Source organism: Coprococcus sp. AF16-22 (assembly GCF_003461545.1).
Lineage (GTDB): Bacteria > Bacillota > Clostridia > Lachnospirales > Lachnospiraceae > Coprococcus > Coprococcus aceti.
On record NZ_QTXH01000001.1, the window covers coordinates 214,759 to 241,650 of the forward strand.

Consider the following 26,892-nt stretch of genomic DNA (forward strand, 5'->3'; position numbering starts at 1 on the left):
AGCAACAGAAAACTGTTCTTTTTGTTCACAAACTGTTTACAATTACCATGTGTTATGATAAATTTAAAGCAAGTGTGTAAGTCGAAAAATAATTAGAAAAGAGGTATTACAATGGCAAAAACTACGAAAAAGCTTATAGCACTGCTGCTGGCGGTAGTTATGATAACTACGTTGATTTCGCCTTCTAATTATAGTTGGTCCAATGCGGCCGAGACGAGAGGGGGAGACGCATACGCCACGGCTACTGATTCGATAGCAATGCTGTCGAGTGCAGCAGTAACCGGAAATCTTGAAGATTATATTACTGGAGCTACGATTGCTGATAAAGCAGGTAATATATATGGTAGCAGTTCCAGACCGTCCACAACGCCGCTTCCTGTAGATCCAAATGATCCTACAAAAGCCGGTGTAGATATCCAGATGTCTATGGATATAGTGTTTCCGGAAAATGTTGTTAATAGCATAGTGGAGTCTGGTGAAGATGCAACATTTACTTATACGATGCCGGATACCATAAAGTTTAATTCCGATATTCTGAATGAGAATATAACTGATGGAAGTGGTAACAGGATCGGTTCGTATTCAGTTGTGAACGGAGTCCTTACTGCGACGATCGATCATACAGCACTCGAGGGGGGAGCCCAGCTCAAGGCTTTCTTCAAGGCGTGGATCGATATGGATCTCACAAAGTACAATGAGAAAAACCAGGTCGAGAACAAATTCACAAGCACTGTGATTGTGACTGTGGATGTGGATTTCAAGCCTGATGTGGATGTGAAGAAGACCGCATCCGAGGGTAGAGTTACAGATCCTAAGGATGGATATGTATACTTTGACTATACCGTAGAAGTTTCATCCAATCATGGAAGTGCCAGTGAGGATCTGAACTTTAGTGATGTTATAGCCAACGACATAGCAGGTGTCATACCTGAAGTTACAGATATAAAGGTGATCAAGTCTGACAACACAGACTGCAGCTCATCACTCACATATAACAGTAGTACCTCTAGTATAGAAGGAACTCTTCCTGCACTCGGAGCAAAGGAGTCATATAAGATAACCTATACAGTAAAGAGTAAAGTCGATGATCTTTCTCAGGACGTGATCAATCTGAACCAGAGCAATATTGCAGAGGCTAAGAATTCAAAGGTTGATGATAAGGATCAGACCAACAAGGGCTACAAATATGTGAAGGATGGTGCCACAGATCTCAAGGTTACAAAATCCTCAGATGGTGTGAGCATTGATCCTGACGATCACAAGATAGTTTACAAATACAAGGTTATAGTAAGTTCTGAGTATGGAAGCGATGGTGATATTACACTTGATGATATTCTTGCAAATGAACTTGACTCAAAACTTGGATCTGATGCCAAGAGAACAGTACAGAATGTTACATGCAAGCTCAAGGACAGCAACGGACAGTACACGGATGTCACAGCAAATGGATATGTGACTCCTGCAACAGGAACCATAGGAAATGGTGAAACAGTTATAAATGGAAAGCTTCCGAAGCTTGACGCTAATTCACAGTATGAGATCACATACGAGGTTATTGTCTCAGATATTGCCGATGACATCGGAAGCATAAATGTACACAATAAGAATTGTGTAGACGTGTCAGATGATTCACATGACGAGCATACTGATAACGACAGCAGTACATGGTACAATGCCGGCAAGTCTACAGCATCCATAAGTAAGACCGGTTCACTGTCAGGTGACAAGTCAACCATAACATGGACAGTAACCGTGAATGCGGATAAGAAGAAGAATCTGACAGGAATGTCAGTATCGGATATACTCACAAAGAATGGGACAGAGCTCACAGACGAAAAGACGTGCAGCGTATCCATAAATGACACAGATGTTTCAACCACTATCAATCTTCCTGCAAGCTTTGTGGAAGAGAATGGTAAACTTTATTTGACGGATGGAACTTCAAGGGTTGATGTGACAGAGAACAAATCCAAGATCGTGTTCACCTACACAACAGATTCATCCAAGCTTGATAAGCTGACTGATGTTTATAAGAATGTAGCGACAATAGAGAAGAACGGAGTTACGGACAGCGCCGAGGCGACTGTAGAGGTGGCCGGTGATTCAGTAAAGAAGGAATTCGTATCAGAGACGGAGAACGATGATACATATACCCTTGCATGGAAGTCTACAATATCTGGCGTTGACAAGCTCAATGCGAATGATACATATACTGACTCTGTAACATATGATAATGGAGCACTTCCAAAGCATTACTTTACGGCAGATCAGATAAACGGACTTACAATAGCTGGCCTCACAGAGGGAGTTGACTACAAGGTAAAGGTAACATACGCTGACTTCTCAAATGTATGGGCACCAACGCTTTCAACTATTGACAGCGTTGCAGATGTTCCGGCATCATCTGATAACTACATAATAGGATATACAATAGAATTCCTCAGAGATATAACAGGCACGGAGGAGACCCCGATAGATTATGTTATCACATATAATACGACAGTAAAGTCTGACAGCAAGTATACGGCAGTCAACAAGGGTACTCTTACTATTGATGGTTCATCCAAGACATCACAGGATTCACATCCTGTATCTGGAATAACGAAGGGGTCTGTTGTAGAGAAGTACAGCTACACTAATGGTACTGATGAGAAAGAAAGCATTGTAGTATATGACAAGGCTAACAATGTGTTCGTATATAAGGTAGTTCTCAACGGTGACTTTGCGTATGGAGATGGAGACAGACTTTCCTTTACAGATACACTTCCTGCAGGAACTGAGCTTGATACCACATACCTCAAGAAAGATATGCTCCCAGAGGGGGTTGGAGAGACTGTTGGTCAGGACGGAATATATTTTGTGTCTTATTACTCAGACAATAAGACTAGACCTCAGACAGGCGCATCTAGTTTTGTAGAAAACTTTAATGTGGCAAGCAACAGTATCAGTTTTGACATAAAGTCACTTCAGTTTTATGGCAAAAATGTCAAGGTTGTTGTCTACTATGCAGTCAAGGTCACAAAGGATATATCATCCGTTGTCGGTGGCAGTGACGTGGAATTCACCAACAATTGTTCGGCAACAGTTGTCAGAACCGACGGTTCAACTAAGACCAAGGATGACAGCGCAAAAGTTACTGTGACTGGACCGAATATTACCAAAACTGCAGGAAACTATGATAATGACACCAACAGTATTGAATATACTGTGTATATCAATGAGAAGGGTGAGGCTCTAGGCAATACAGGATCCATAACTGTAGTTGACAAGTATGACTACAGCAATGCGGCTGCAGTAAAGAGAGTATTTATCAAGGATGGTTCGTTTAAGCTTCTGTACGCAGATACAGGCGCTGAAGTTCCGGCGGACAAATACAGCTATACATATGCAGATGATACGACAGCTAAGATGTCTACACTGACACTCACCATGCCGGATGAGACAAAGTTTATCCTGAAGTATACATATACTCTTGTATATACAGGTAAGCTTACAGCGGATGTTAAGAACAGCGTTGGTATTCTTGGATCTACAAGTTCGGCAGATTCGTCATCGACGGACACGAACATCAATGATCAGGATTCATCAATGGGAACTGATACAGAGCAGTTTAATCTTTCGATAATAAAAACTGACTCTATAATGACAGGAATCAAGCTTGCTGGTGCGAAGTTTGAGCTTTACAGATATGGTGATCCAAACAACAGTGCAGACACTAACTGGAATCTCATGGTACCTGAAAGCGATGAGGAAAGAGTAACTAACGAACAGGGAAGACTTACATTATCAAGTTTGTATTATAATTACTATTACAAGCTTATAGAGGTGGAAGCACCTGAGGGTTATGAGAAGCTCACAGATCCTATATACATATATGAGAACAATATCTCATCCAGCCTGACAGGACCGAAACCTGCTGAGGTGACAACTGATTCTATCTCAGACATAGTCCTTGACAGCAAAGGTTCACAGGATTATACACTGCCAGTAGATAACACTCCTGAGAACAGAAAGATAACTGTTAAAAAGGTATGGAAGGATGCCGCAGGTGGAACACTGAAGGATATTCCGGTTGATAGTATAACAGTTAAGATCTATGCATCAACTAATCCATCAAGTTACGACAAGAACACAGATCCTGTTGTAAAGACAATTACCTTAAATAGTGCAAATAAGTGGACAAGCGATGAGATAGAGCTTAAAGTAGCTGATGCAAATGGCAACTACCTCTACTACTTTGCAGAAGAGGATTTCGATAATGCTGATTACCAGGTCACAATAAGTAATAATGGAACAGCAACCGGAACGATCACTATCACGAACACCAACATAAAGGTGACAAATGAGACGATCGATATTCCTGTAACCAAGAAGTGGGATGACAGCGACAACATTCTGTCAGCAAGACCAAAGAACATCAAAGTTACACTTGCCACAGAGGATGCGGCGGGCAATATAACAAAGATCGATGACAAGACACTTACACTCAATGATTCAAATAACTGGAGTGGAACATTTACAGATCTTGATAAGAAGGATGCCGATGGCAATCTTATCAACTACACTGTAGATGAGGATGACGTAGAAGGATATACAAGCGATGTTCAGCTCACAAAGGATGAGAACGATGTAGTTACCGCTGCAACGATCACAAACAAGCTGAATGTTGGAAGCCTTGTTATCACGAAGTTCTTCAGCGGAGACCTCGATGATACAAAGCTCACAGATGCACAGAAGAAGCAGATCACATTTACAATATCAGGCCCTGAGGGATACAAGGGACCTACAATCGTAACATATGATCAGTTTTACTTAGGAAGCTACGTTATCAATAATGCTCCATATGGAAAATACACTGTAACAGAGACAGGTGCAGCGTTTGATGGATATACACATAAAGTTACATATACTGTAGGTTCATCAACAGGCAATACGGCTGCGGATGTTGTTATTTCATCATCGTCATCATCACTTGTGACTGTGGCGAATGAATACAAGGCATTTATCACGGTAAGTGGAACCAAGGTTTGGGATGACAATAATAATCAGGATGGCAAGAGAGCTGAGGATATTAAAGTCCGTCTTATGAATGGAACGACTGAGGTCGCAAGTAAGACGGTTACCCCTGATGCGTCAGGTAACTGGGATTTCAGCTTTGCTGATCTTCCAAAGTACGATGATAACGGCAATGAGATAGCTTATACCGTTAAAGAGGATGCGGTTGCGGGTTATGATACCAAGATAACCGGCGACGTAAAGACTGGATTTGTCATCACCAACAGTCATACACCTGAGACAATTGATATCAGCGGAACAAAGACATGGAATGATGCAGATAACCAGGACGGAAAGAGAGCTCCTGAGATTACAGTAAGACTTCTTGCAAATGGCAATGAGGTTGCTTCAAAGAAGGTTTCAAAGAATGATAACTGGAAGTACAGTTTCACAGAGCTTCCTAAGTATGACAACGGATCAGAGATCGTGTATACAATAACAGAGGATGCTGTTAAAGATTATACAACTTTGATAGATGGATATAACATCACCAACAGCTACACACCTGGTAAGACAAGCATTTCAGTGACAAAGGTTTGGGATGATAACAATAATCAGGATGGCAAGAGAGAAACCAGTGTTAAGGTCAAGCTCCTTGCTGATGGATCAGATGTTGCAGATTCAGAAGTAACACTGAATGCCGATAACAACTGGACAAACACATGGAACGATATTCCACTTAAGTCCGGCGGTAAGGATATAACATATACTGTTGAAGAGACAAGCAATGTGCCAGGATATAAGGCTGAAGTTACAGGAGATGTCAAGACAGGTTTCACTGTTACCAATAGTCATACACCTGAGACGATAGATATCGATGGAATAAAGACCTGGAATGATGCAAATGATCAGGATGGTAAGAGACCTAAGAGCATCACAGTAAATCTCCTTGCAAATGGTCAGACTTACAAGACAAAGTCTGTTACAAAGGCAGAAGGTTGGAAGTACAGTTTTACAGATCTTCCAAAGTACAGCAATGGTCAGGAGATAAAGTATACCATCACAGAGGACAGTGTGGAGGGATATACAGCAGCTCCAAATGGTTATGATATTACAAACACACATGTTCCGGAGGTTACAGATGTTAAGGTTACAAAGATCTGGAACGATGCCGGAAATCAGGATGGTAAGAGAGCAACAGAAATCAAGGTTAAACTGTATGCTGATGGTTCGGAGGTCGCTGGCTCAGAGGTAACTCTTAAAGCAGATAACAACTGGACGTATACATGGAAAGATCTTGCAGTTTATAAGAACGGTACGGCTATAGCTTATACAGTAGATGAGTCCACCACAGTAACCGGATATACGAAGAAGGTCACGGGTGATGCCAAGACAGGATTTGTCATAACAAACAGTTACACACCAGAGACCATCAATATAGCTGGTACAAAGACATGGGATGATGCAAACAATCAGGATAGAAAGAGACCTGAGAGCATAACTGTAAATCTTCTTGCGGATGGTCAGTTATACAAGACAAAGACTGTTACAGCTGAGGAAGACTGGAAGTATAGTTTCAAAGATCTTCCAAAGTATAGCAGTGGCAACAAGATAGTTTATACCATTACAGAGGATGCGGTCGGTGATTATGCTACTGTAATAGACGGATATAACATTACAAACACATATACACCGGCAAAGACAAGTGTGTCAGTCACAAAGAGCTGGGATGATGCAAACAATCAGGACAGAAAGAGACCTACGAGTGTAAAGGTTCAGCTGCTTGCGAACGGAATAGCAGTAGATGGCTCAGAGACTATATTAAAAGCAGATAACAACTGGACACATACATGGACAGATCTTGACGTGAACAAGGATGGAGCTGCGATAGCTTACACTGTAGAAGAAACAGATATTACTGAAGGATATACTCCAGTGATAACCGGAGATATGACAACAGGATACACAGTTACGAACAGCTACACACCAGAGACGACATCAGTAAAGGGCGTTAAGATCTGGGACGACGGTGAGAATCAGGATGGTATCAGACCTCCAAGTATCACAGTCAACCTGATTGCAAACGGAACAAAGATCAAGAGTCTTGAAGTCACAGCAGCAAATGACTGGAAGTTTAGTTTTACAGACCTTCCTAAATATGCAGATGGATCAGAGATAACATACGAAGTAACTGAGGATGCTGTTTCCGAATACACTACAGCTGTGACAGGAGACGCAGAAAACGGATATACATTTACCAATAGTCACACGCCTGAAACGATCAATATAGAAGGAACAAAGACCTGGAACGATGCAAACGATCAGGATGGCAAGAGACCAGGAAAGATTACGGTAAATCTTCTTGCAGATGGAGACATATATGCTACGAAGGAAGTAACTGAGGCAGATGGTTGGAAGTACAATTTCACGGATCTTCCAAAGTACAAAAATGGCAATAAAATCACGTACACCATCACAGAGGATACTGTTGAGGACTATCAGACACTTGTCAACGGATATGATATCACGAACAGTTATACGCCAGGAAAGACAAGTGTATCAGTTACAAAGACCTGGGATGATGCTGATAACCAGGATGGCAAGAGAGCTAGAAATATAAAAGTAAGACTTCTTGCCGACGGAAACGTAGTTGCAGATTCTGAGGTGGATCTCAGTGATGCCAACAACTGGAGTCATACATGGAGTGATCTTGATATCAACAAGAATGGATCACCTATTGAATATACTGTTGAAGAGATTACATCGGTTGAAGGATATGCAACAGTTATCACAGGATCTGCGAAGACCGGTTATATCATCAAGAACAGTTACACACCAGAGACAACTTCAATAAGTGGTAAGAAGATATGGAATGATGCAAATGATCAGGATGGTAAGAGACCAGGAAAGATCACAGTAAATCTTCTTGCAAACGGAGTGAAGGTGGCTGATAAGGAAGTTACAGCTGCGAACGGCTGGAAGTACAGCTTTACAGATCTTCCAAAGTACGCAGGTGGCAACGAGATCACATACGGTATCACAGAAAATGCTGTTGAGGATTATCAGACACTTGTAAATGGATATGATATCACGAACAGTTACACACCAGGAAAGACAAGTGTATCAGTTACAAAGGCTTGGGATGATGCCGACAATCAGGACGGCAAGAGAGAGAGTTCAGTAAAGGTTGAACTTCTTGCTGATGGAACTCCTGTCGCTGGATCAGAAACAACTCTCAGTGCTGACAACAACTGGACATATACATGGGCAGGACTTGATGTCAAGAAGAGCGGTGTGAATATCGTCTACAGTGTAAGAGAGATAACCGCAATTGATGGATATACAACCACAGTCACAGGCGATGCTGAGACAGGATTCACAATAAAGAACAGCTATACACCAGAGACGACATCAGTGAGCGGCAGCAAGACATGGGATGATGCGGACGATCAGGATGGCAAGAGACCTGGAAATATCAAGGTAAACCTTCTTGCAGATGGCAGCGTATATGCTACAAAGACGGTAACCGAGGCAGAAAACTGGGAGTATAGTTTTACAAATCTTCCAAAGTATAGAGATGGTGGAATTCAGATCAAGTATTCTGTATCTGAGGTTGATGTACCAGAATATACAGGTGAGGTTATAGGTTATAATATCACGAACAGTTACACACCGGGAAAGACAAGTGTATCAGTTACAAAGAAGTGGAGTGATAATGATAACCAGGACGGCAAGAGAACACCTAGCGTAATGGTTCGTCTTCTGGCTGATGGACAGGTTGTAGCTGGCTCTGGGGTAACACTCAGCAAGGCAAATAACTGGACACATACATGGAATGCTCTTGACGAGAAGAAAAATGGACAGACCATCGACTACACAGTTGAGGAGACTACAACTATAGATGGTTACACAACAGTCATAACAGGAAATGCAGCTGATGGATATGTGGTTGACAATCAGCACACACCTGAGACGATCAATGTATCAGGCACTAAGACGTGGGTTGATGACGATGATCACGATGGTCAGAGACCAGATTCAATAACAGTTAAGCTTCTTGCAGATGGTACTGTTATAAAGAGCCTCGTGGTTACAGCAGATACTGATTGGAATTACAGCTTTACAGATTTACCAAAGTACAAAGATAATGGAACCCTGATCAAGTATTCTGTATCAGAGAATGCTGTTTCGGGATACAAGGCATCTGTTACTGGATATGACATAACAAACACATACAAGCCAAATGTTATAAAACTTACCAAGACCATAAATGGAGATATTACAGCAGATGATGCAGCGGCAAATGTAACGTTCAATGTTACAAACAATGCAGGCTACAGTAAGATCATAAAGCTTACAGACTCTGAGGTGGCAAAGCTTGGAAATGGCAAGTATGAGATAACTCTTGTAAATGTGCCGGATGGTACATATACAGTTGAGGAAACATCATATGCATATGATGGAGCAGCGGTAACAGTCAGCTATACTGTGGATGGAATAGACGGTGAAGGAACAGAGGCATCCGGAATAACACTTATTGGTGGAAATACAGCCGATGTAGAGTTCGTTGATACCTACAAGCTTGGCACTGTCAAGTTCACTAAGGCTGGACTTTATAAGGAGTCATGTGCTGAAGACCCTGATGATGTAAAAATGCTTGATGGTGTAGAGTTTGCGCTCTATGAGGGTACAGATACAGAGTGTGAGAATCCTGTAATGACAGCAACAAGTGTAAATGGTGTTGTGACATTCAAGGATCTTAAGATTGGTACGTATCTTGTAAAAGAGAGTAAGACTATCGGAGATTATATTATCGATAACACAGTCTACACAGCAGAGGTAACAGAGGCAAACATTGACACTTATGCAGTGTTAAATGGTGTTCAGGATAACACACTGATAAATGATCTTCCTAGAACAGATCTCAAGATAGAGAAGGTTGCAGAGGAGAACAATGGCATAAAGCTTCCAAATTCAGTATACGGACTCTACAAGGAGAACGAGAATGGTGAGGAAGAGCTTGTCGCTAAGGCTACAACAGACAGCAACGGAGTTCTCAAGTTTGACGGTATTTTGATCGGCACAGAGTATACGATCAGAGAGATACAGGCGCCGGATGGATACTATGTATCTGAACAGCCAATATCAATCAAGTTCAAGAAAGATGAGAACGGAAAGATTACAGTTGAATCATTTGACGGTGGTTTTAATACTGACACAGGTAAAGTCACAGCCAGAGTTGATGAGAATGGAAACATTACATGGCTTGAACCTTCAGTAAAATACAGCTTTGAGAAAGTAGATGAGGATGGTGTTCCTGTAAAGGGCGCAACACTTCGACTCGAGGATGCTGATGGAAAACTCATTGATGAGTGGGTAACAGATGGTAGTGCGCATGAAGTCAACAATGTACTTGTAATTGGCAAGATCTATGCACTCATAGAGGTTAAGGCTCCTTCGGGCTATGACAAGGCTGATGATATACTGTTCACAGTTTCTGATGATAAGGTTGCAGCTGGCGAGGATATTGTTGTTACTATCACAATGGTTGATAAGAAGACAACAACGACCGAGACTACGGAAACCACAGAGACAACCGAGACAACACAGACAACTGAGACTACTGAAATAACAACAGAGGACAAGAACAAGCCGGATACTGGTGACAGAGCTCCTGTTGTACCAATAGCAGTTGTGCTCTTAATAAGTCTTGCCGGATGCGGTGTTATTGTGGCATCTAAAAAGAGAAAAGATAATCAGAGCAGCAAGTAATACAAAGCTGTGACATGTCCCCCGGGAATATCACCTTATATGGTGGTATTCTGGGGGATTTTTTTGTTCATAAAACAGCAGTTACATTCATATGCTATATATAGAAAATGACCGTAGATCTATTGTGTTTACAGTAATATAATTATGTAAATAAATAGCATGTCAGGAGGATGTATGGAGGAGTATCAGGTATATCAGGATATCAAGGCGAGAACAAACGGAGAAATATACATCGGCGTAGTTGGACCGGTGAGAACAGGAAAATCCACATTTATAAAAAGATTTATGAACCAGATGGTTATTCCTAACATTTCAGGGGAAAATGACAGGCAGCTTGCACAGGATGAACTGCCGCAGTCGGCATCAGGAAAGACCATAATGACGACTGAGCCGAAATTTATACCAAAGGAAGCTGTATCAATCAATGTTGCTGACAATCTGGATATGAAGGTAAAGATGATCGATTGCGTGGGATATGTCGTCAAGGATGCCGAGGGTCAGTTTGAGGATGGCAAGGAGAGAATGGTGAGAACGCCGTGGTTTGACTATGACATTCCGTTTTCCAAGGCGGCGGAGATAGGCACAAACAAGGTTATAAATAACCATTCAACTGTTGGGATTGTTGTGACCACGGATGGCAGCTTTGGTGAGCTTCCGAGGGAGAGCTATCTTGAAGCTGAGCAGAAGACTGTTGATGAGTTGAAGACCATTGGGAAGCCATTTGTCATTCTTCTCAACACCGACAAACCATCCAGCAGTCAGACGGCCGCGCTCTCGGCAGAAATGAGCGATACATATGGTGCAAGTGTTATTCCGGTAAACGTGGAGCAGCTCAGAGAATCGGATATTACATATATTTTTACAGAACTTCTTATGAGCTTCCCTGTCACATCTATATATTTTGAGATACCGAAATGGCTTGAGGTTGTCGATGATGACAATGAGATCAAGAGCAGCGTTATATGTGATGCAGCCCAGATAATGGCGGCTGCAGACAGCCTGAGGGATATCGATCATATGGACTACCCTGAGAATGAATATGTCAAGAGATATAAGTGTTCCAGCATAAATATGGCGGATGGATGTGTGAATATAGACGTCGATATCTACGATAATTATTATTACGCAATGCTGTCAGATATGATGGGCGCAGATATAACAAACGAGTACGATTTTATCACTGAGCTCAAATCCATGGCAGATAATCGTAAGTATTGTGTGAGTGTCATGGGAGCGCTTGAGCAGGTGAACAATGGAGGTTATGGCCTCGTTATGCCGGATAAGTCGAATGTCCAGCTCGGAAGTCCTGAGGTTATAAAGACCGGAGGAAAATTTGGAGTGAAGATATCGGCAAGCGCGCCATCGGTACATATGATCAAGGCGAATATCACCACCGAGATCATGCCTCTTGTGGGAAGCAAGGAGCAGGCGGATGATCTTGTCACATACATATCTGACAACAGCGATGATGGAGATATGTGGGGAGTTAATATATTTGGCAAGACCATAGAACAACTCGTTGACGATGGACTTAACAACAAAGTCAGCAAGATAGGTGCGGAGAGTCAGCAGAAGCTTCAGAATACCATGGAGAAGATCGTAAATGACGGAAATGGCGGAATGGTGTGCATAATAATATAAGATTGCATATTTATGGCAGGCTATGTTAAAATGTCTAAGGTGTTCTGGTGGATGCCTTAGACATTTGATTGTCCGGGCATGGAACATTATGGTGGTTATCAATTCAGGATGGAGACGTACATATGTCTGCGATAGATGTAAAGCTTAATGTATTTGAGGGCCCACTGGATCTTCTTTTGCATTTGATAGAGAAAAACAAAGTCAATATATACGATATTCCGATCGTCACTATCACAGAGCAGTATCTGGAATATGTGAACAATATGGAGGAAGAAGATCTTGACGTCATGAGCGAATTTCTGGTCATGGCGGCGACTCTGATCAAGATCAAGTCCAAGATGCTCCTGCCGAAGGATGAGGAGGATCCTGAGGATGAAGAGGATCCTAGAGAAGAGCTCGTCAGACGACTGCTTGAGTACAAGATGTACAAGTATGCTGCCGGTGAACTGAAGGATCTGGAGATTGAGGGAAACAAGGCATTTTTCAAGAAGGCGACCATACCGGCTGAGGTGAAGAATGTCAAGCAGGAGGTCGATCCTTATGAGTTGATCTCCAAGGCTGATGTGGATCTCCAGAAGCTCAATGAGATATTCAAATCGGTTATGCGTAAGCAGGTCGACAAGGTAGATCCGATACGAAGCAAATTCAAAGAGATCGAGAGGGAGGAGATTTCCCTTGAGGAGAAGATGGCGGAGGTAAGAGAAGAAGTCAGAGGACTGGAGGGCATAAACTTCAGGACACTGCTTGAGATGCAGGCATCAAAGATGAATATCATAGTCACATTCCTTGCCATACTTGAGCTTATGAAGATAGGCGCAATAGCGATCAGACAGGAAGATATATTCGGAGAGATAATCATTGATTCTCTGGATACTATATAGAGATGAGGTAACGATGAATAACGAAGATTTACAGAATGAGGAAATAGATGAAGTAAATACCCCTTCAGAAGAGAATGAGGAGGCCAGGACGGACAAGGAGTACAGTGACGATTATCTCACATCCGCCATCGAGGCTATACTTTTCTCAGTGGGTGAGTCTGTATCGATCGACAGACTTGCATCAGCTCTTGAGATGGACAAGAGGAAGCTTACAAAGCAGCTTGAGGGTATCATATATAATTACAACAACAGCGACAGGGGTATCAGGATCATAGATCTTGACGGTTCGCTTCAGCTCTGTACGCGCAACGAATACTATGGAATTCTCGCCAAGGTTGTCAATACACCGAAGAAGCTTTCCCTCACGGATGTTGTTCTTGAGACTTTGTCTATAATTGCATACAAACAGCCGATAACAAGGCCCGAGATCGAGGCTATAAGAGGAGTTTCATGTGTACATGCCATAAACAAGCTCATAGAGTACAATCTCGTGCAGGAGGTTGGAAGACTTGATGCTCCTGGACGACCTATCATGTTTGGAACAACAGAGGAATTCCTCAGATGCTTTGGAGTGTCATCGACAAATGATCTTCCGATGATAAGCCCTGATAAGATAGAGGACTTCAAGAAAGAAGCGCTGGAGGAAGCAGATTTCACGCTCAGTGTAGATACGACATCCGAAGAATAACAGACATGTTCCTGTAATATAATATCATGACCAATATTATGAGGATATGACGGTATATGCATATGTTTTCTACAGGAAAAAGATCACGCATAAGGCGGTTTATGTTGCTTGTTGCAGCCTGGACTGCAGCAAGTCTGGTAATACAGTTTCTCGTTGGTAACAATATATTTATAAAAGCGTATGCTGAGGAAGACAATACAGCGGATGTACAGCTATTTGCCAGAAATGCGATTCTGCTGGATGGGGAGACTGGAGATATACTATATGACAAATGTAGTGATGAGCACAGACCCAACGCCAGCACGACCAAGATACTTACATGTATACTTGCAATCGAGTGCGGGAATCTGGCGGATGATGTGACAGCTTCATCCTATGCATCCAAGATGCCTGAGGTCAGACTTGGGGTTCGTGACGGCGAGAAGTACACACTTGAAGACATGTTGTACGCCATGATGCTCGAGAGCTACAACGACGCCGCTGTAGTCATAGCGGAACATATCGGTGGCAGTGTACAGCACTTTGCGGAGATGATGAACGCAAAGGCTGAGGAGATAGGCTGCCATTCTACATATTTTATCACGCCAAATGGTCTGGATGCCCAGGACGAAAATGGCGTCCATGGCACCTCTGCGGAGGATCTTGTCAGGATCATGAGGTATTGTATTCTTATTTCACCCCAAAAGGATGAATTTCTGAAGATTACCCGAACAAAATCATACACATTCACTGATAATACCGGAAATAGAACATTTGCATGCATTAATCACAATGCATTTCTCGATATGATGCCATGCGCATTGTCAGGAAAGACCGGCTTTACCTGCGATGCTGGATATTGCTATATAGGAGCTGCGGAGGTTGAGGGACATACATATATATGGGCTCTCCTTGGCTGCGGATGGCCGAATAATAAGACTTATAAATGGAAAGATTCCAGGGCACTTGTGGCATTTGCACAGGAACACACCATATACACGGAGCTTAAGGCGCCTGCTTCGCCTGACATCAGGATAACATATTCATCGGGCTCGTCGGCAGATGGAAGCACAGCGACAAAATGCAGGCTGAACAGGACTGTGACAGCATCTGAAGGTAGTATACAGTATGTATACAAAGTTGCGGATACATTAAAGGCACCTGTGCATAAAGGCGCTGTGGCCGGTTCGCTTGAAGTGTACCTGGACGATGAACTTATAGATGTTGAGAATGTTATTGTGTCCGAGGAGATAGCAGATGTGACATTTAAGGATGAGATAATAAAAGTTTTATATCGTGCTGCAATGTAACATTTGCCTGGCACAGGCATATCCTAAATTATCAATAATATAAGGGCGGTGCACTGAGGTATGGATATGGATTGTGTATACTACGTGGTAGGCGGTGACAGGAGAAGCTGCTATATGTCTCTCAGTCTGGCGGAGAAAGGCAGTAATGTGTTTCATTTCGATCCATATGATGCCGATCTGCTGAGACATTCGCCGGTCACCATTATTTCGGGGGCTTCAGGAGTGGGCTTTCGCAGACTGATAGAGGGCGAATGTGCGTCTCCATCTGTAGAAATGCTGAAAGCTATCATTCTTCCTGTGCCTGTTACGAGGGATGGTGAATTTGTCAACGGCAGAACCCTTCTCACCGTGAACAGCATTCTGGAATGCAGCAAGGAATTTGACATTGTGTTTGGAGGCGGGATAGGCAAATATATGTCTGATACAAACGAAAATAGTCCTTATGTATTTGATTTTCTTGCAGATGATGTTGTGGCCGAGAGAAATGCAGTTGCAACCGCGGAGGGGGCAGTCTGCGATGCGGAGGAGCTGTCTGATATTAATATAGACGGAAGCGTATGTCTGGTGACGGGATTTGGCAAATGTGCCAGGGTTCTTGCCGAAAGGCTTGCATCCTGGGGAGCAGATGTAATAGTTATGGCAAGACGTCCAAAGCAGAGGAGTGATGCGGCGCTCATAGGCTACAAGGTTATGTCATTTGAGGATATTCCGATATATAAGCATATACTGTCAGAAGTGGATTTTTGCTTCAATACAGTACCTGCGAGAGTTGTATGTGAAGATATCCTGTCTCTGCTCAGCAGACATGCGGTTGTAATAGATATAGCATCTATGCCGGGAGGGGTGGATTTTGATTATTGCAAGGAACATGATATTCCTTATAAACACAGCCTGGGAATCCCGGGTAAGCTGTCTCCAAAGACCTCGGGGATGATTCTTGCCGATGCAGTGATAGAGGCAGTGTCGGCTCACCGCTGAAATGGATTTGTATGAACTGACGCTTAATAAATAGGAGTGTATATAACATGGATTTATCAAAGTGCAATGTAGGTATGGCTATAACCGGTTCATTTTGTACCTTTGATAAGATTAAGATAGAAATAAAGAAAATGGTTGAGATGGGAATAAATGTGTATCCGATATTCTCGCCTCACTCCGCAGAGTACGACACAAGATTTGGAAAAGCTGACAAATTCGTAAATGACGTTGAGACGATAGCAGGGCGAAAGGGTATTTACACTATACAGGAGGCTGAGCCTATAGGTCCCAAGGCCTATCTTGATGCGCTGGTCATAGCACCTTGTACCGGAAACACCATCGCCAAGCTGACAAATGGAATAACAGACACATCGGTTCTCATGGCTGCGAAGGCACATCTGAGGAACAACAAGCCGCTCATCATATCGGTTTCGACAAATGATGCCATGGGCATGAACTTCAAGAACATCGGTCAGCTCATGAATATGAAAAATATTTATTTTGTTCCATTTGAACAGGATAACTGTGTGAAGAAACCCAATTCACTCATAAGCAGACTTGATCTCATCCCAGCCACCATAGAAGAGGCTCTTGAGGGAAGACAGATACAGCCTGTTCTCATAAAGTAGTTTTACTGCACCCGATAGGGTATAAGTTTGTTGCTTATTGTGGCTATTATACCCTATCGGGTGTAGTTTTGTTTTATATAATATTTTTTATACCCGTTATGGTATAAAAAATATTATATTCGATTGAAATTATACCTTATCGGGTGTAATATATAAGGAGAATAGCGTATAAGAAGAATCACGTGTAAGAGGAATCACGTGTAGGAGGAATCACATGTAAGAGGTAATAACGATGAATAAGATAGCTGAATTTATAAAGACTAACAGAAAAGAAGCGGGTCTTACACAGGAAGAATTCGCAATAAGATCAGGCCTCGGACTCAGATTTGTCCGCGAACTTGAACAGGGGAAAGAAACTGTGCGTATGGACAAGGTCAATGAAGCTCTTGCAATGTTCGGCATGGAGGCGGTTCCAGGGAGAAAGGATGATTGATGGTGGATAATACTTTTAGAACGGCTTATGTATATATAAGAAATGAATTTGCGGGAATTTTATGTGAGACCGACGAGGGATATACATTTTCTTACGATGAAGAATATCTTGATAGAGAAAATGCCAGTGCTGTATCACTTACCATGCCATTGTCGAAGGACATGTATCGATCCAAGACTTTATTTTCTTTTTTTGATGGACTCATCCCCGAGGGCTGGCTGCTTGATGTGGTCAGTAGAAATTGGAAAATAGATGTAAGGGACAGGTTTGGATTGCTGCTTGTTGCATGCCGCGATGCGATAGGCAATGTAAGTGTCAGGGAGGATCGCATATGAATTGTTTGTGCTGTGGAAAAACTTTGAAAAATGACGACGGAACAGGCTGGCATAAAGCTTGTGTGAAGAGATTTTTTATGACGACTAAGCTGCCAGACATAGATATAGATGATCAGAAACTAAAAGTTCTTGCAGAGGAAAGTATAAACAAGGGGTATACGGTTCCGGGTGTACAGAAGAAACTGTCGTTACACCTGCTTTCTGAACCAGGTAATCCAAGACTTACATTGGTAAACTACCCAACAGGATATATACTTAAACCTCAGGTTGATCAATTTAAAGCGATGCCTGAAGCGGAGCAGCTTGTGATGTCTATGGCTGATATGATAGGAATTTCAACGGTGCCGCATGCATTGATCAAAGGAAATGGGCAGATGGCATATATTACTAAAAGAGTGGATAGGATATTCGAGAAAACAACTGTTGAAATGCTTGCAATGGAAGATTTCTGTCAGTTGGACTATCGTCTTACACAGGACAAATATAAAGGTTCATACGAGCGATGTGCAAAGATCATAGAAAAATATTCAAGTCGTGTAGGTCTGGATATGGCAGAATTCTATATGAGAATTGTATTTTCTTTCGTGACTGGCAATTCCGATATGCATTTGAAGAATTTTTCGCTTATTGAAACAGAGGTGGGAAGCGGAGATTATGTTCTCTCACCAGCCTATGATCTGCTGCCGGTAAATGTTATCATGCCTGAGGATACAGAGCAATTGGCGATACCGATGAATGGGAAAAAGAGAAATGTGAGAAGAAAAGATTTCCTTATATTTGCTGATGTATGTGGTTTAAGTCGGATATCAGCGGAGAAGATGATAAGTTTGGTAGTTAAAAATAAGGATAAAATGAAAAAGATGTGTGACGAATCTTATATACCTGAAAAAATGAAATCAGACTTCGATCATTTGATTGAGGAAAGAATGCTGATTTTGGCAGATTGATAAAAATTTAATATAATACGAAATCCCAGTAGTTACTTACTATCGAAATGTGATTCGAAATGTGACTTCTGGGATTTTTGTTGACTGACATAAGATAGTCCTGTAGAATATTTATTGTGAGACAGGGAGTATCACAATATAACTTTGGAGTGTAAAGTAATATATGAGAGATCCAGATAAATTGAAAGAGGAAATGGACGAGCGCAATAGAAAGATCCTTGACGTTGCATTTGAACTGTTCGTAGACAAGAAGATAGAGGCGGTGAGTATGGGAGATATCGCAAGGGCTGCCGACGTGGGAAGGGCTACATTGTTCAGGTACTATCCAAGTAAGCTTGAGCTGGTCATAGCGGTATGTGCTGATCAGTGGAAGAGATATCTGGATGGCCTGGACGCGAGAAGACCTATATCGTCTGTACATGACATACCAGCCATAGACAGACTGAGATTTACCATGGACAGTTACATAGACATGTATCAGAACCACAAGGCGTTGCTGAAGTACAACGATAACTTCAACTACTATGTAACCCATGAGGGCAAGAACAATGATCAGCTTGTAGATTTTCACAGTTCACTGTATTCGGTGGATACAAGACTTCACATGATGTACGAGAAAGCGAGGGTGGACAAAACTATCCGGACAGACATACCGGAAGCAGAATTCATGCGTGTCACCGTCCACTCCATGATGACGGCCTGCGCTCATTATGCGGAGGGCTTCATATGGGGATCGGACGACAACAAGGACTACACGGACGAGCTTATAATGATCAAGGAAATGATACTTGATTACGCAACAAAAGGGATAAAGTAACAGAATTCACAGGAGAGACTGTTATGGAAATGGAGGTATGGAATGAGAAAGGGATTAGTATTTAAGAAGGGAATTATATTTGCACTTGCTACAGCGGTGGTTACGTCGCCTGCGCCGGTGATGGGTGTAAGCGGCTGGGGAGTGACGAATGCTAAGGCAGAGGAGACTACAACGGAAAAAATACCCGAATATTTATTGATGGGCTCAACACGTCTTATTGATAATGGGGAATTTCAAGATGATGGAGTTTCTGGTAATGATGACACGATATATCAGGGAACCAATTGGTACTATGACATCACGAGGAATCAGCTTGTACTGGAAAATGCGTCTATTTCTGGAAACATTACGATTCAGAACGGTGATCTTTCGATTATGTTATCCGGAACAAATACTATGAGATCAGATATGGTGATTCAAAGTATTTTAACAGAAAGCGGAATTGTGCCTACATTAGAAATAAATGGTAACAATCAGAATGAAAGTCTAAGTTGTGGAAAAATCAGTGCAGATGACTTAGGCTCAAATAATAATAATAATATAAAAATTATAGGAGCAACGCTGGAGACTTCCCAAATTGAATGTAGCGGCAGCTTAACGATTGAAAATAGCCATGTGGTAGCAAATGAGGAGGATCATTCAAACGTAATTAGTGGTGATAAAATTAATATAGTAGACAGTTATGTTGAAGCGAAAGCAACAACAGAACGATACGAAGGTGAGGTAATTAGATCAAATCAACAAATTAATGTATCAGGAAGCCAGATCGTGGTTAGCCGTGCTTTAGCCTGTCAAGAACCTGTATTAAGTGATTGTGACTTCAGCAACTCTGTCATCACAAAGCAATGGAACGACATTGAGACCGGTGATGATGTAACGAAAACATATGTATATGGTAAAGCCGCTTTAAAAGAAGATTTAACGATTGCAAGTGGAGAAAGCATAGAATTTGAGAGTAGTGCAAGCATCGCCAATCTGGACAAGCTTATTGTTGAAGATGGAGCCACAATTCTGGTAGATGGAGCTGAACACAAACATAATACAAACGGTGATATTACATACATTTGGCAAGATGACAAAGAACATACAAAAGGAGTAGCATGCAAAGACTGTCCGATCGGATATGTGACTAAAGAGACGGAAGCACACAATTATAATTCGCAGGGATTTTGTACAGATTGCGACGCATATCAGCCGGCGGTGCTCACTACGGACAAGTATGATATTAATGAGGACGGGACAAAGGATGCGGTTTACGAGATCAGTAATGCAGGTCAGCTCTACTGGTTTGCCGGACTTGTAAATGGCACACTTTCAGGCGTAGCGCAGAATAAATCAGCCAATGCAGTCCTGACAGCGGATATTGTTGTGAATGCAAATGTTCTGAAGTCGGATGGAACCTTGAATGAGGGAACATTTAAGGAATGGACACCGATTGCAACTAGCGCAAGTCCATACACTGGTATATTTGATGGACAAAACCACACAATCAGTGGATTGTATTTCAATCAAGAGAATAGTTATGATGTAGGATTGTTCGGTCGTAACAATGGTAAGATTGCCAATGCAGGTATTTTGGATTCTTATTTCTATGGTACCAGCAAGGTAGGAGGCATGTGTGGAAATAATTATACCGGAACTATCTCAAACTGTTATAATACCGGCAGCGTTAGTGGTATAGGAACAGCAGGAGGCGTGAGTGGATATAATTATACCGGAAGCATCACAAACTGTTATAATACCGGAAACGTCAGTGGTAGTAGCGGTTTTGTAGGAGGCGTGAGCGGATATAATAGTAAAGGAACTATCATAAACAGTTATAATGCCGGCAGCGTCAGTGGCTTAGAATATGTAGGAGGCGTGAGCGGAATTAATTATACCGGAAGCATCACAGACTGCTATAATATCGGTAGCGTCAGTGGTAGCGAAGGTAATGTGGGAGGTGTGAACGGATATAATGACGGAGGAACCATCACAAATAGTTATAATGCCGGTAGCGTCAGTGGTACAGAACGTTATGTAGGAGGCGTGAGCGGATATAATGACGGAGGAACTATCACAAACTGCTATAATGTCGGTAGTGTTGGTGGTAGTGGATATGTAGGAGGCGTGAACGGATGGAATAAAGGAATTATCACAAACTGTTATAATACCGGTAGTGTCAGTGGTACAGGGGTTAATGTAGGAGGTGTGATCGGACGTAATGAATCCAATGCAAGCATTACAAACTGTTATTACGACAGCACTATTTATACTGGAAATGCGATAGGCGCGAATGACGGAACCACTGAAAAGGTTGAAGGTAAAACGACAGAGCAATTCAAAACAGGTGAAGTTACATATCTCCAGCAGAACGGTCAGTCAGAAGAAATTTGGGGACAGACCATCGGAACAGACACCTATCCTGTATTACATGGTCCGAAGGTATATAAGAGCATAACTTATATGGGCTGTAACGATTCATCTGAAATTGCCTCGGTGTCATACAGCAATGAGAAAAAGGATGTATTTGGCAAACATAACTTCGAGGATGGCATATGCAGATACTGCGGTGAGAAACTTGCAGCGACAGTCACAAAAGGTGATGAGACTATATCCTGTGTTTCACTGCCAGAAGCAATAGGTTATGCCGAAAACATGCCGGACAGTGTTGTCACCGTTATGGAAGATACAAATACAGCTCTTGATATAAACAATCCCGATTCTGATTTTACTATAGACATAAATGGACATAAGACAGATGATATTGATGTAAAAAACGGAAAAATAACGATAATTGATTCTAAGACGGGAGGAGACGTAAAAGGTCATTTAGATATAAAAAAAGATTCAACAGTAACAATTGGTAATGTAAAAATTTCGGGAACGATACATACTATGGGTCAATTGATACTAAATGGTGGAGATATAAACAAGATAATTCTAGCTGATGAAACAATAAAATTATACTTTAACAACAGTGATATAAAAATCAATGACGGAATATATTTGTATGGAATATACGGAGAAAAAATAATTATAAATGCAGAGCCTCATAATGTTATTCCGATTGTTCTGGATGGAATAGGTGTACAACAAGGTGCTGCATATGCTGTAGCAGGTGATGGCATTGCGTTAAAGTCAGATTGGTTCAACGCATCATCAGATGATTCTATAATTGATCTGTCAACAAGTATAGAAGATAATAAGCTTAGAATTGGAGCATTGCTGAACGATAAAGTATATGCAGAGTTAGATGAAAATAAAAACATCATCTACTCCGGAAGTGAGTTAAAACCATCTGTAAAGGTATATTATAATTGGGACAATATGTTTTCTGTACAGCTAAAAGAAGGCTCAGATTATAATGTAACGTATTCCGACAATATCAACGCTGGCACAGCGACTGCGATTGTAACAGGAATCGGTGCTTACTCAGGAACAAAGAACGTGACATTTACCATTGAGCCAAAGAAGATCAGCAGTCCAACATTTGACGGACTTAAGCCTGAGTACACATACACAGGACAGAAGGTAGAGCCTGAGTTTGCTCTTATGGACGGTGAGACAGTCATTCCTTCAAGCGAATATGAAGTATCTTACAGTGATAACACAGAAGTTGGAACAGCGACGATAACCATCACGGATGCCACGGGCGGAAATTACGATATAAACTGCAAGGCTGAATTCGATATAGTTAAAGCTGATCCGGTTATAAGTGAACTTCCGGTGGCAGATCCGATAAGTTACGATCCACACAAAACCTTAAATGAAGCAAGCATTTCGGGCGGAGCCGTAATCGGAGTTTCAGGAGAAAACATAACCGGAACATGGAGCTGGGCTGACGATTCCACAGTTCCTGTGGTTGATGTAACAGACTATGATGTAGTATTTACCCCGGATGACCAGAAACACTACAATTCGATCAGGGGAACTATTCAGGTAAATGTCTTAAAGGCCAATGTAAACATAGCTGATCTGCCGACAGCAAGTGCAATAACATATGGCGACAGCCTTGCAAAGTCTGTTTTATACGGAGGAACAGCATATTTTGACGGTATTAACAAGGTTGAGATATTTGGAACATTTGCATGGAAGGATGATTCTCTAAAGCCGTTTGTATCTGACAGTGACAAGACGCTGTACACCGTTGTGTTTACGCCGGCTGACAGTGTGAATTACAACACAGCAGAAATTGAGATCACGGTAAATGTGAGCAAGGCTGCAATGCCGAATCTGCTGTTAAGTGTAGATAATACACATAAGACCGTTGGAAGTATCGCACTTCCGGGAGACTGGGTATGGCTTGCTGCTGACACAGCCACTGCGATAAAGGCAGGCGGATCAGTGGTGGCAACAGCTGTATACGCTGGCGATGACAAGGAAAACTATGACAGCACAGAGCTAAAGGTAACCATATACAGAGCACCATGTTCAGATGGTAAGACTGTAAAGTATACACTAAAAGGAGAGAAGGCTCCAACCTGCACAAAGGCAGGAACAGGACATACAGAGTGCTCAGTCTGCGGCGATGTCATGAGCACAGGTGTGTGTGTAAAGGAACTTGGACATAAGTGGAATTCCGGCAGGGTAACAAAGAAACCTACATACACAGCAGCCGGTGTGAGGACATACACATGTACCGTGTGCAAGGCTGCGAAAACAGCAAGTATTGCCAAACTTGCAACAACTGATATAAGCAAAAAGACAAGCAAGATCACGGTTTCCGGAATAGAGAACAAGATCTACAATGGAAGAGCGCACACCCAGAGATCGCTTGTTGTCAAGGCTGGCACAAAGACGCTCAGACTGAACAAGGATTACACTGTCACCTACAGCAAGAACAAAGCGGTTGGCAAGGCAAGCGTGACCATATGTGGTAAGAATGCATATTCAGGAAAGATAACAAAGACATTTACCATAGTAAAGGCTGCCAAGGGAAAGACATATACAGTTGGAAAGTTAAGGTACACAATAACCGGAGCAAAGACAGACGGCACCGGAACAGTTGCAATTGCCGGTACAACGTACTCAAGGTCAGATAAGAAATTTGCATCACTGACCATCGCAGATACTGTCATTATAGGAGATGTAAGGTTTAAGATAACATCTGTAAGCGCAAATGCATTCAGCAGGTATACGGCTCTAAAGAATGCCACTATAGGTAACAATGTGACAAGCATAGGGTCAAACGCATTTTTATCATGCAAAAACCTTAAGAAGATGACGATAAAGTCAGCTAAGCTCAAGAGCGTTGGCGCAAAAGCCTTCAGTGGAACATACAGCAAAATTACATTTGCAGTACCTAGGAATAAGGCCACAGCATACAAGAAACTGATAAAGAAGGGCAGTCCTTCTGCGAAAGCAATCTATAAATAACAAATATATAAATTGCCTGTAAAAACAAGACTTTCAGAACTCTTGTACATGCAGCGTATTCGCCATTTTCGATACGCCGCATGTATACAGAAGTCTGGAAGTCTTTTTATATGTCAAGGACAATAGCATATTTTCTCAGCCAGTGATCAATCTGAAGAAGATATGCCATCATCTGAGGTCCTGCCATGAGCTGACCGAACCACGGCCTGCCGTAATCCTTTGGCGCGTTTATGAAGTTTTTCACATATTCTCTGTCGATGAGAGGCAGAAGAGGACTTTCCGGATCATTTAGCACGCAGAGAAGCCTCTTTGCAAGCTCCTGTTCATAATGAGGGTCATATGACTTTGGATATGGGCTTTTCTTTCTGTACATGATCTCGTGCGGTACGTAATCCTTCATGGCTTCTCTCAGAAGCTTTTTCTCACAGCCTTCGGAATATTTGAATTCCCATGGTACGTTGAATACATATTCAAGTATCCTCGGATCGGCAAATGGAACTCTGGCTTCCAGACCGCTTGCCATGCTGGTTCTGTCCATTCGGTCAAGCAATGTCTGCATGAACATCCTGATATTCAGATAAGATATCTGCCTGCGCCGCTTTTCTGTATCGGATTCCCCCGGAAGAAGATTGATCTCGGACAGGAGAGAATTGTATAGTGATGACACATATCCCGGTATATCAAGACTATCTCTGATGTCCGGCGACAGTACTGAGAGCCTTGGCGACAGATCCTTCATCCATGGAAATGTGTCTGCAGACAGCAGTTCATCCCTGTAAAACCAAGGGTAGCCTCCGAATATCTCATCTGCGCATTCTCCGGTCAATACTACTTTGTATTCATTTGCCACAAGTGAGCAGAAGTAGAGAAGGGAAGAATCCACATCCGCCATCGTCGGCATATCCCTTGATTCCACGGAAGTATACAGATAGTCTGCAAGATCACTGTAATTGCAGGTGAGATATGTGTGGTCTGAACCTATGTGGGCTACCATCATATCTACATATGGTCGATCCTGCTCCGGCTGGAATGCATTTGACTTGAAATATTTGGAATTATCTTTGAAATCAAATGAGAAAGTGTGCAGCTTTTTCCCTTGCTCCCTGAGTTTTGCGGCGCATACGCTGCTGACGATTGATGAGTCGATGCCCCCCGAGAGAAATGTACATACAGGCACATCCGATACGATCTGTCTCTCTATACTGTCCTTGACAAGATAACGGACTTTTTCCACAGTGTCTTCATAGCTGTCAGTGTGAGGATTGCTGGTTATGCGGTAATATGTGAAGTCTGTCATTCCGTAGGATGAGAATTTCATGAAATGTCCCGGCTTTACTTCGTCTATATTCTGAAATACTCCACAGCCTGGAGTCTTGGACGGCCCGATTCCGAACACCTCACATAGTCCCCGTGCATCAATGACAGGCCTTATACCTGGATAGTAGAGCAGGCCTTTGATCTCTGAGGCGAAGACAAGTGTTCCGTCATCAGTTACTGAGTAGTACAGCGGCTTCACACCGAAGTGATCCCTGTACAGATATATGGTCTGGATATGTTCGTCATATATCGCAAATGCAAATATTCCGTTCAGCCTGTGAACAAAATCGGGACCGAAGTGAAGAAAACAGTTGAGAATAACCTCTGTGTCCGAAGTTGTATCAAATGTATATCCAAGGGCGAGCAGCTCCGATTTCAGTTCCTTTGTGTTGTAGATCTCGCCGTTGTACACTATGTATATAGTATTTTCGCCGATGACCTTTTTCATAGGCTGTTCGCCTCTTGCTACGTCACGTATGGAAAGTCTTGTGTGTGCCATTCCACAGTGCGATGACAGCACTGTATTTTGTGCATCCGGACCTCTGTGAGCAAGTGCCTTATTCATGTCGTTCAATATGTATGAGTATCGTTCATGTTCGGTATTGAAAATCCTGTTGGAGTTATAGAATCCTGCGATGGAACACATATATTTACCTCTTTTTGTGGTATCTATATATTATATTGGGGAGTTGATTTTATAGAACTTTTATATAATACTATAAGTTTGATGCAAGATATGTTAAGTATTGATATAATGTATCATATTTGTTTTCGGTGAGTATGAACACAAAATCGGCAATAAGCATCATGAC

The 26,892-nt window shown here is 42.1% G+C and carries 13 protein-coding genes; 12 read left to right on the plus strand and 1 reads right to left on the minus strand.

The genetic code is table 11. The features are described 5' to 3' along the window. Positions 1-111: 111 nt before the first annotated feature. The 12 genes from DWW60_RS13810 (at position 112) to DWW60_RS01000 (ending at position 24,763) form a co-directional block, all read left to right on the plus strand. The gene (locus DWW60_RS13810; RefSeq protein WP_117874206.1) at positions 112-10,767 is read left to right on the plus strand and encodes a Cna B-type domain-containing protein; all 10,656 of its coding nucleotides are present in this window, start codon (positions 112-114) and stop codon (positions 10,765-10,767) included. 174 nt (positions 10,768-10,941) lie between these two features. Next, the gene (gene spoIVA / locus DWW60_RS00950; protein ID WP_117874207.1) at positions 10,942-12,408 is read left to right on the plus strand and encodes a stage IV sporulation protein A; all 1,467 of its coding nucleotides are present in this window, start codon (positions 10,942-10,944) and stop codon (positions 12,406-12,408) included. 122 nt (positions 12,409-12,530) lie between these two features. Beyond that, positions 12,531-13,289: a segregation and condensation protein A gene (locus tag DWW60_RS00955; RefSeq protein ID WP_022216424.1), complete on the plus strand. Its 759-nt coding sequence runs from the start codon at positions 12,531-12,533 to the stop codon at positions 13,287-13,289. Between the two features lie 13 nt (positions 13,290-13,302). Beyond that, the gene (gene scpB / locus DWW60_RS00960; protein WP_015534975.1) at positions 13,303-13,977 is read left to right on the plus strand and encodes an SMC-Scp complex subunit ScpB; all 675 of its coding nucleotides are present in this window, start codon (positions 13,303-13,305) and stop codon (positions 13,975-13,977) included. Between the two features lie 101 nt (positions 13,978-14,078). Continuing rightward, positions 14,079-15,266 carry a D-alanyl-D-alanine carboxypeptidase family protein gene (locus DWW60_RS00965; RefSeq protein WP_055144391.1) on the plus strand — a complete coding sequence of 396 codons (1,188 nt, stop codon included), beginning with the start codon at positions 14,079-14,081 and terminating at the stop codon, positions 15,264-15,266. Positions 15,267-15,326: 60 nt separating this feature from the next. Next, complete coding sequence (locus tag DWW60_RS00970; RefSeq protein ID WP_055144393.1) at positions 15,327-16,244, plus strand: dipicolinate synthase subunit DpsA; 918 nt, start codon at positions 15,327-15,329, stop codon at positions 16,242-16,244. 47 nt (positions 16,245-16,291) lie between these two features. Continuing rightward, complete coding sequence (locus DWW60_RS00975) at positions 16,292-16,873, plus strand: dipicolinate synthase subunit B (protein ID WP_015534973.1); 582 nt, start codon at positions 16,292-16,294, stop codon at positions 16,871-16,873. Positions 16,874-17,105: 232 nt separating this feature from the next. Next, positions 17,106-17,306, plus strand: a complete 201-nt coding sequence (locus DWW60_RS00980) for a type II toxin-antitoxin system Y4mF family antitoxin (RefSeq protein WP_015534972.1) — start codon at positions 17,106-17,108, stop codon at positions 17,304-17,306. After that, positions 17,306-17,641 (plus strand): HipA N-terminal domain-containing protein, encoded by a 336-nt coding sequence (locus DWW60_RS00985; RefSeq protein ID WP_022216427.1) that lies wholly within the window; start codon positions 17,306-17,308, stop codon positions 17,639-17,641. The genes DWW60_RS00980 and DWW60_RS00985 overlap by 1 nt, the downstream gene beginning before the upstream one ends. After that, on the plus strand, positions 17,638-18,588 hold the full coding sequence (locus DWW60_RS00990) for a HipA domain-containing protein (protein ID WP_117874208.1): 951 nt from the start codon (positions 17,638-17,640) through the stop codon (positions 18,586-18,588). Before DWW60_RS00985 ends, DWW60_RS00990 begins: the two co-directional genes overlap by 4 nt. 163 nt (positions 18,589-18,751) lie before the next feature. Beyond that, positions 18,752-19,405: a TetR/AcrR family transcriptional regulator gene (locus DWW60_RS00995; RefSeq protein WP_117874209.1), complete on the plus strand. Its 654-nt coding sequence runs from the start codon at positions 18,752-18,754 to the stop codon at positions 19,403-19,405. Positions 19,406-19,447: 42 nt separating this feature from the next. Next, on the plus strand, positions 19,448-24,763 hold the full coding sequence (locus DWW60_RS01000; RefSeq protein WP_117874210.1) for a leucine-rich repeat protein: 5,316 nt from the start codon (positions 19,448-19,450) through the stop codon (positions 24,761-24,763). A gap of 106 nt (positions 24,764-24,869) precedes the next feature. On the opposite strand, the gene asnB is transcribed toward DWW60_RS01000, so the two are convergent. Continuing rightward, positions 24,870-26,726 (minus strand): asparagine synthase (glutamine-hydrolyzing), encoded by a 1,857-nt coding sequence (asnB, locus tag DWW60_RS01005; protein WP_117874211.1) that lies wholly within the window; start codon positions 26,724-26,726, stop codon positions 24,870-24,872. Positions 26,727-26,892: the final 166 nt, after the last annotated feature.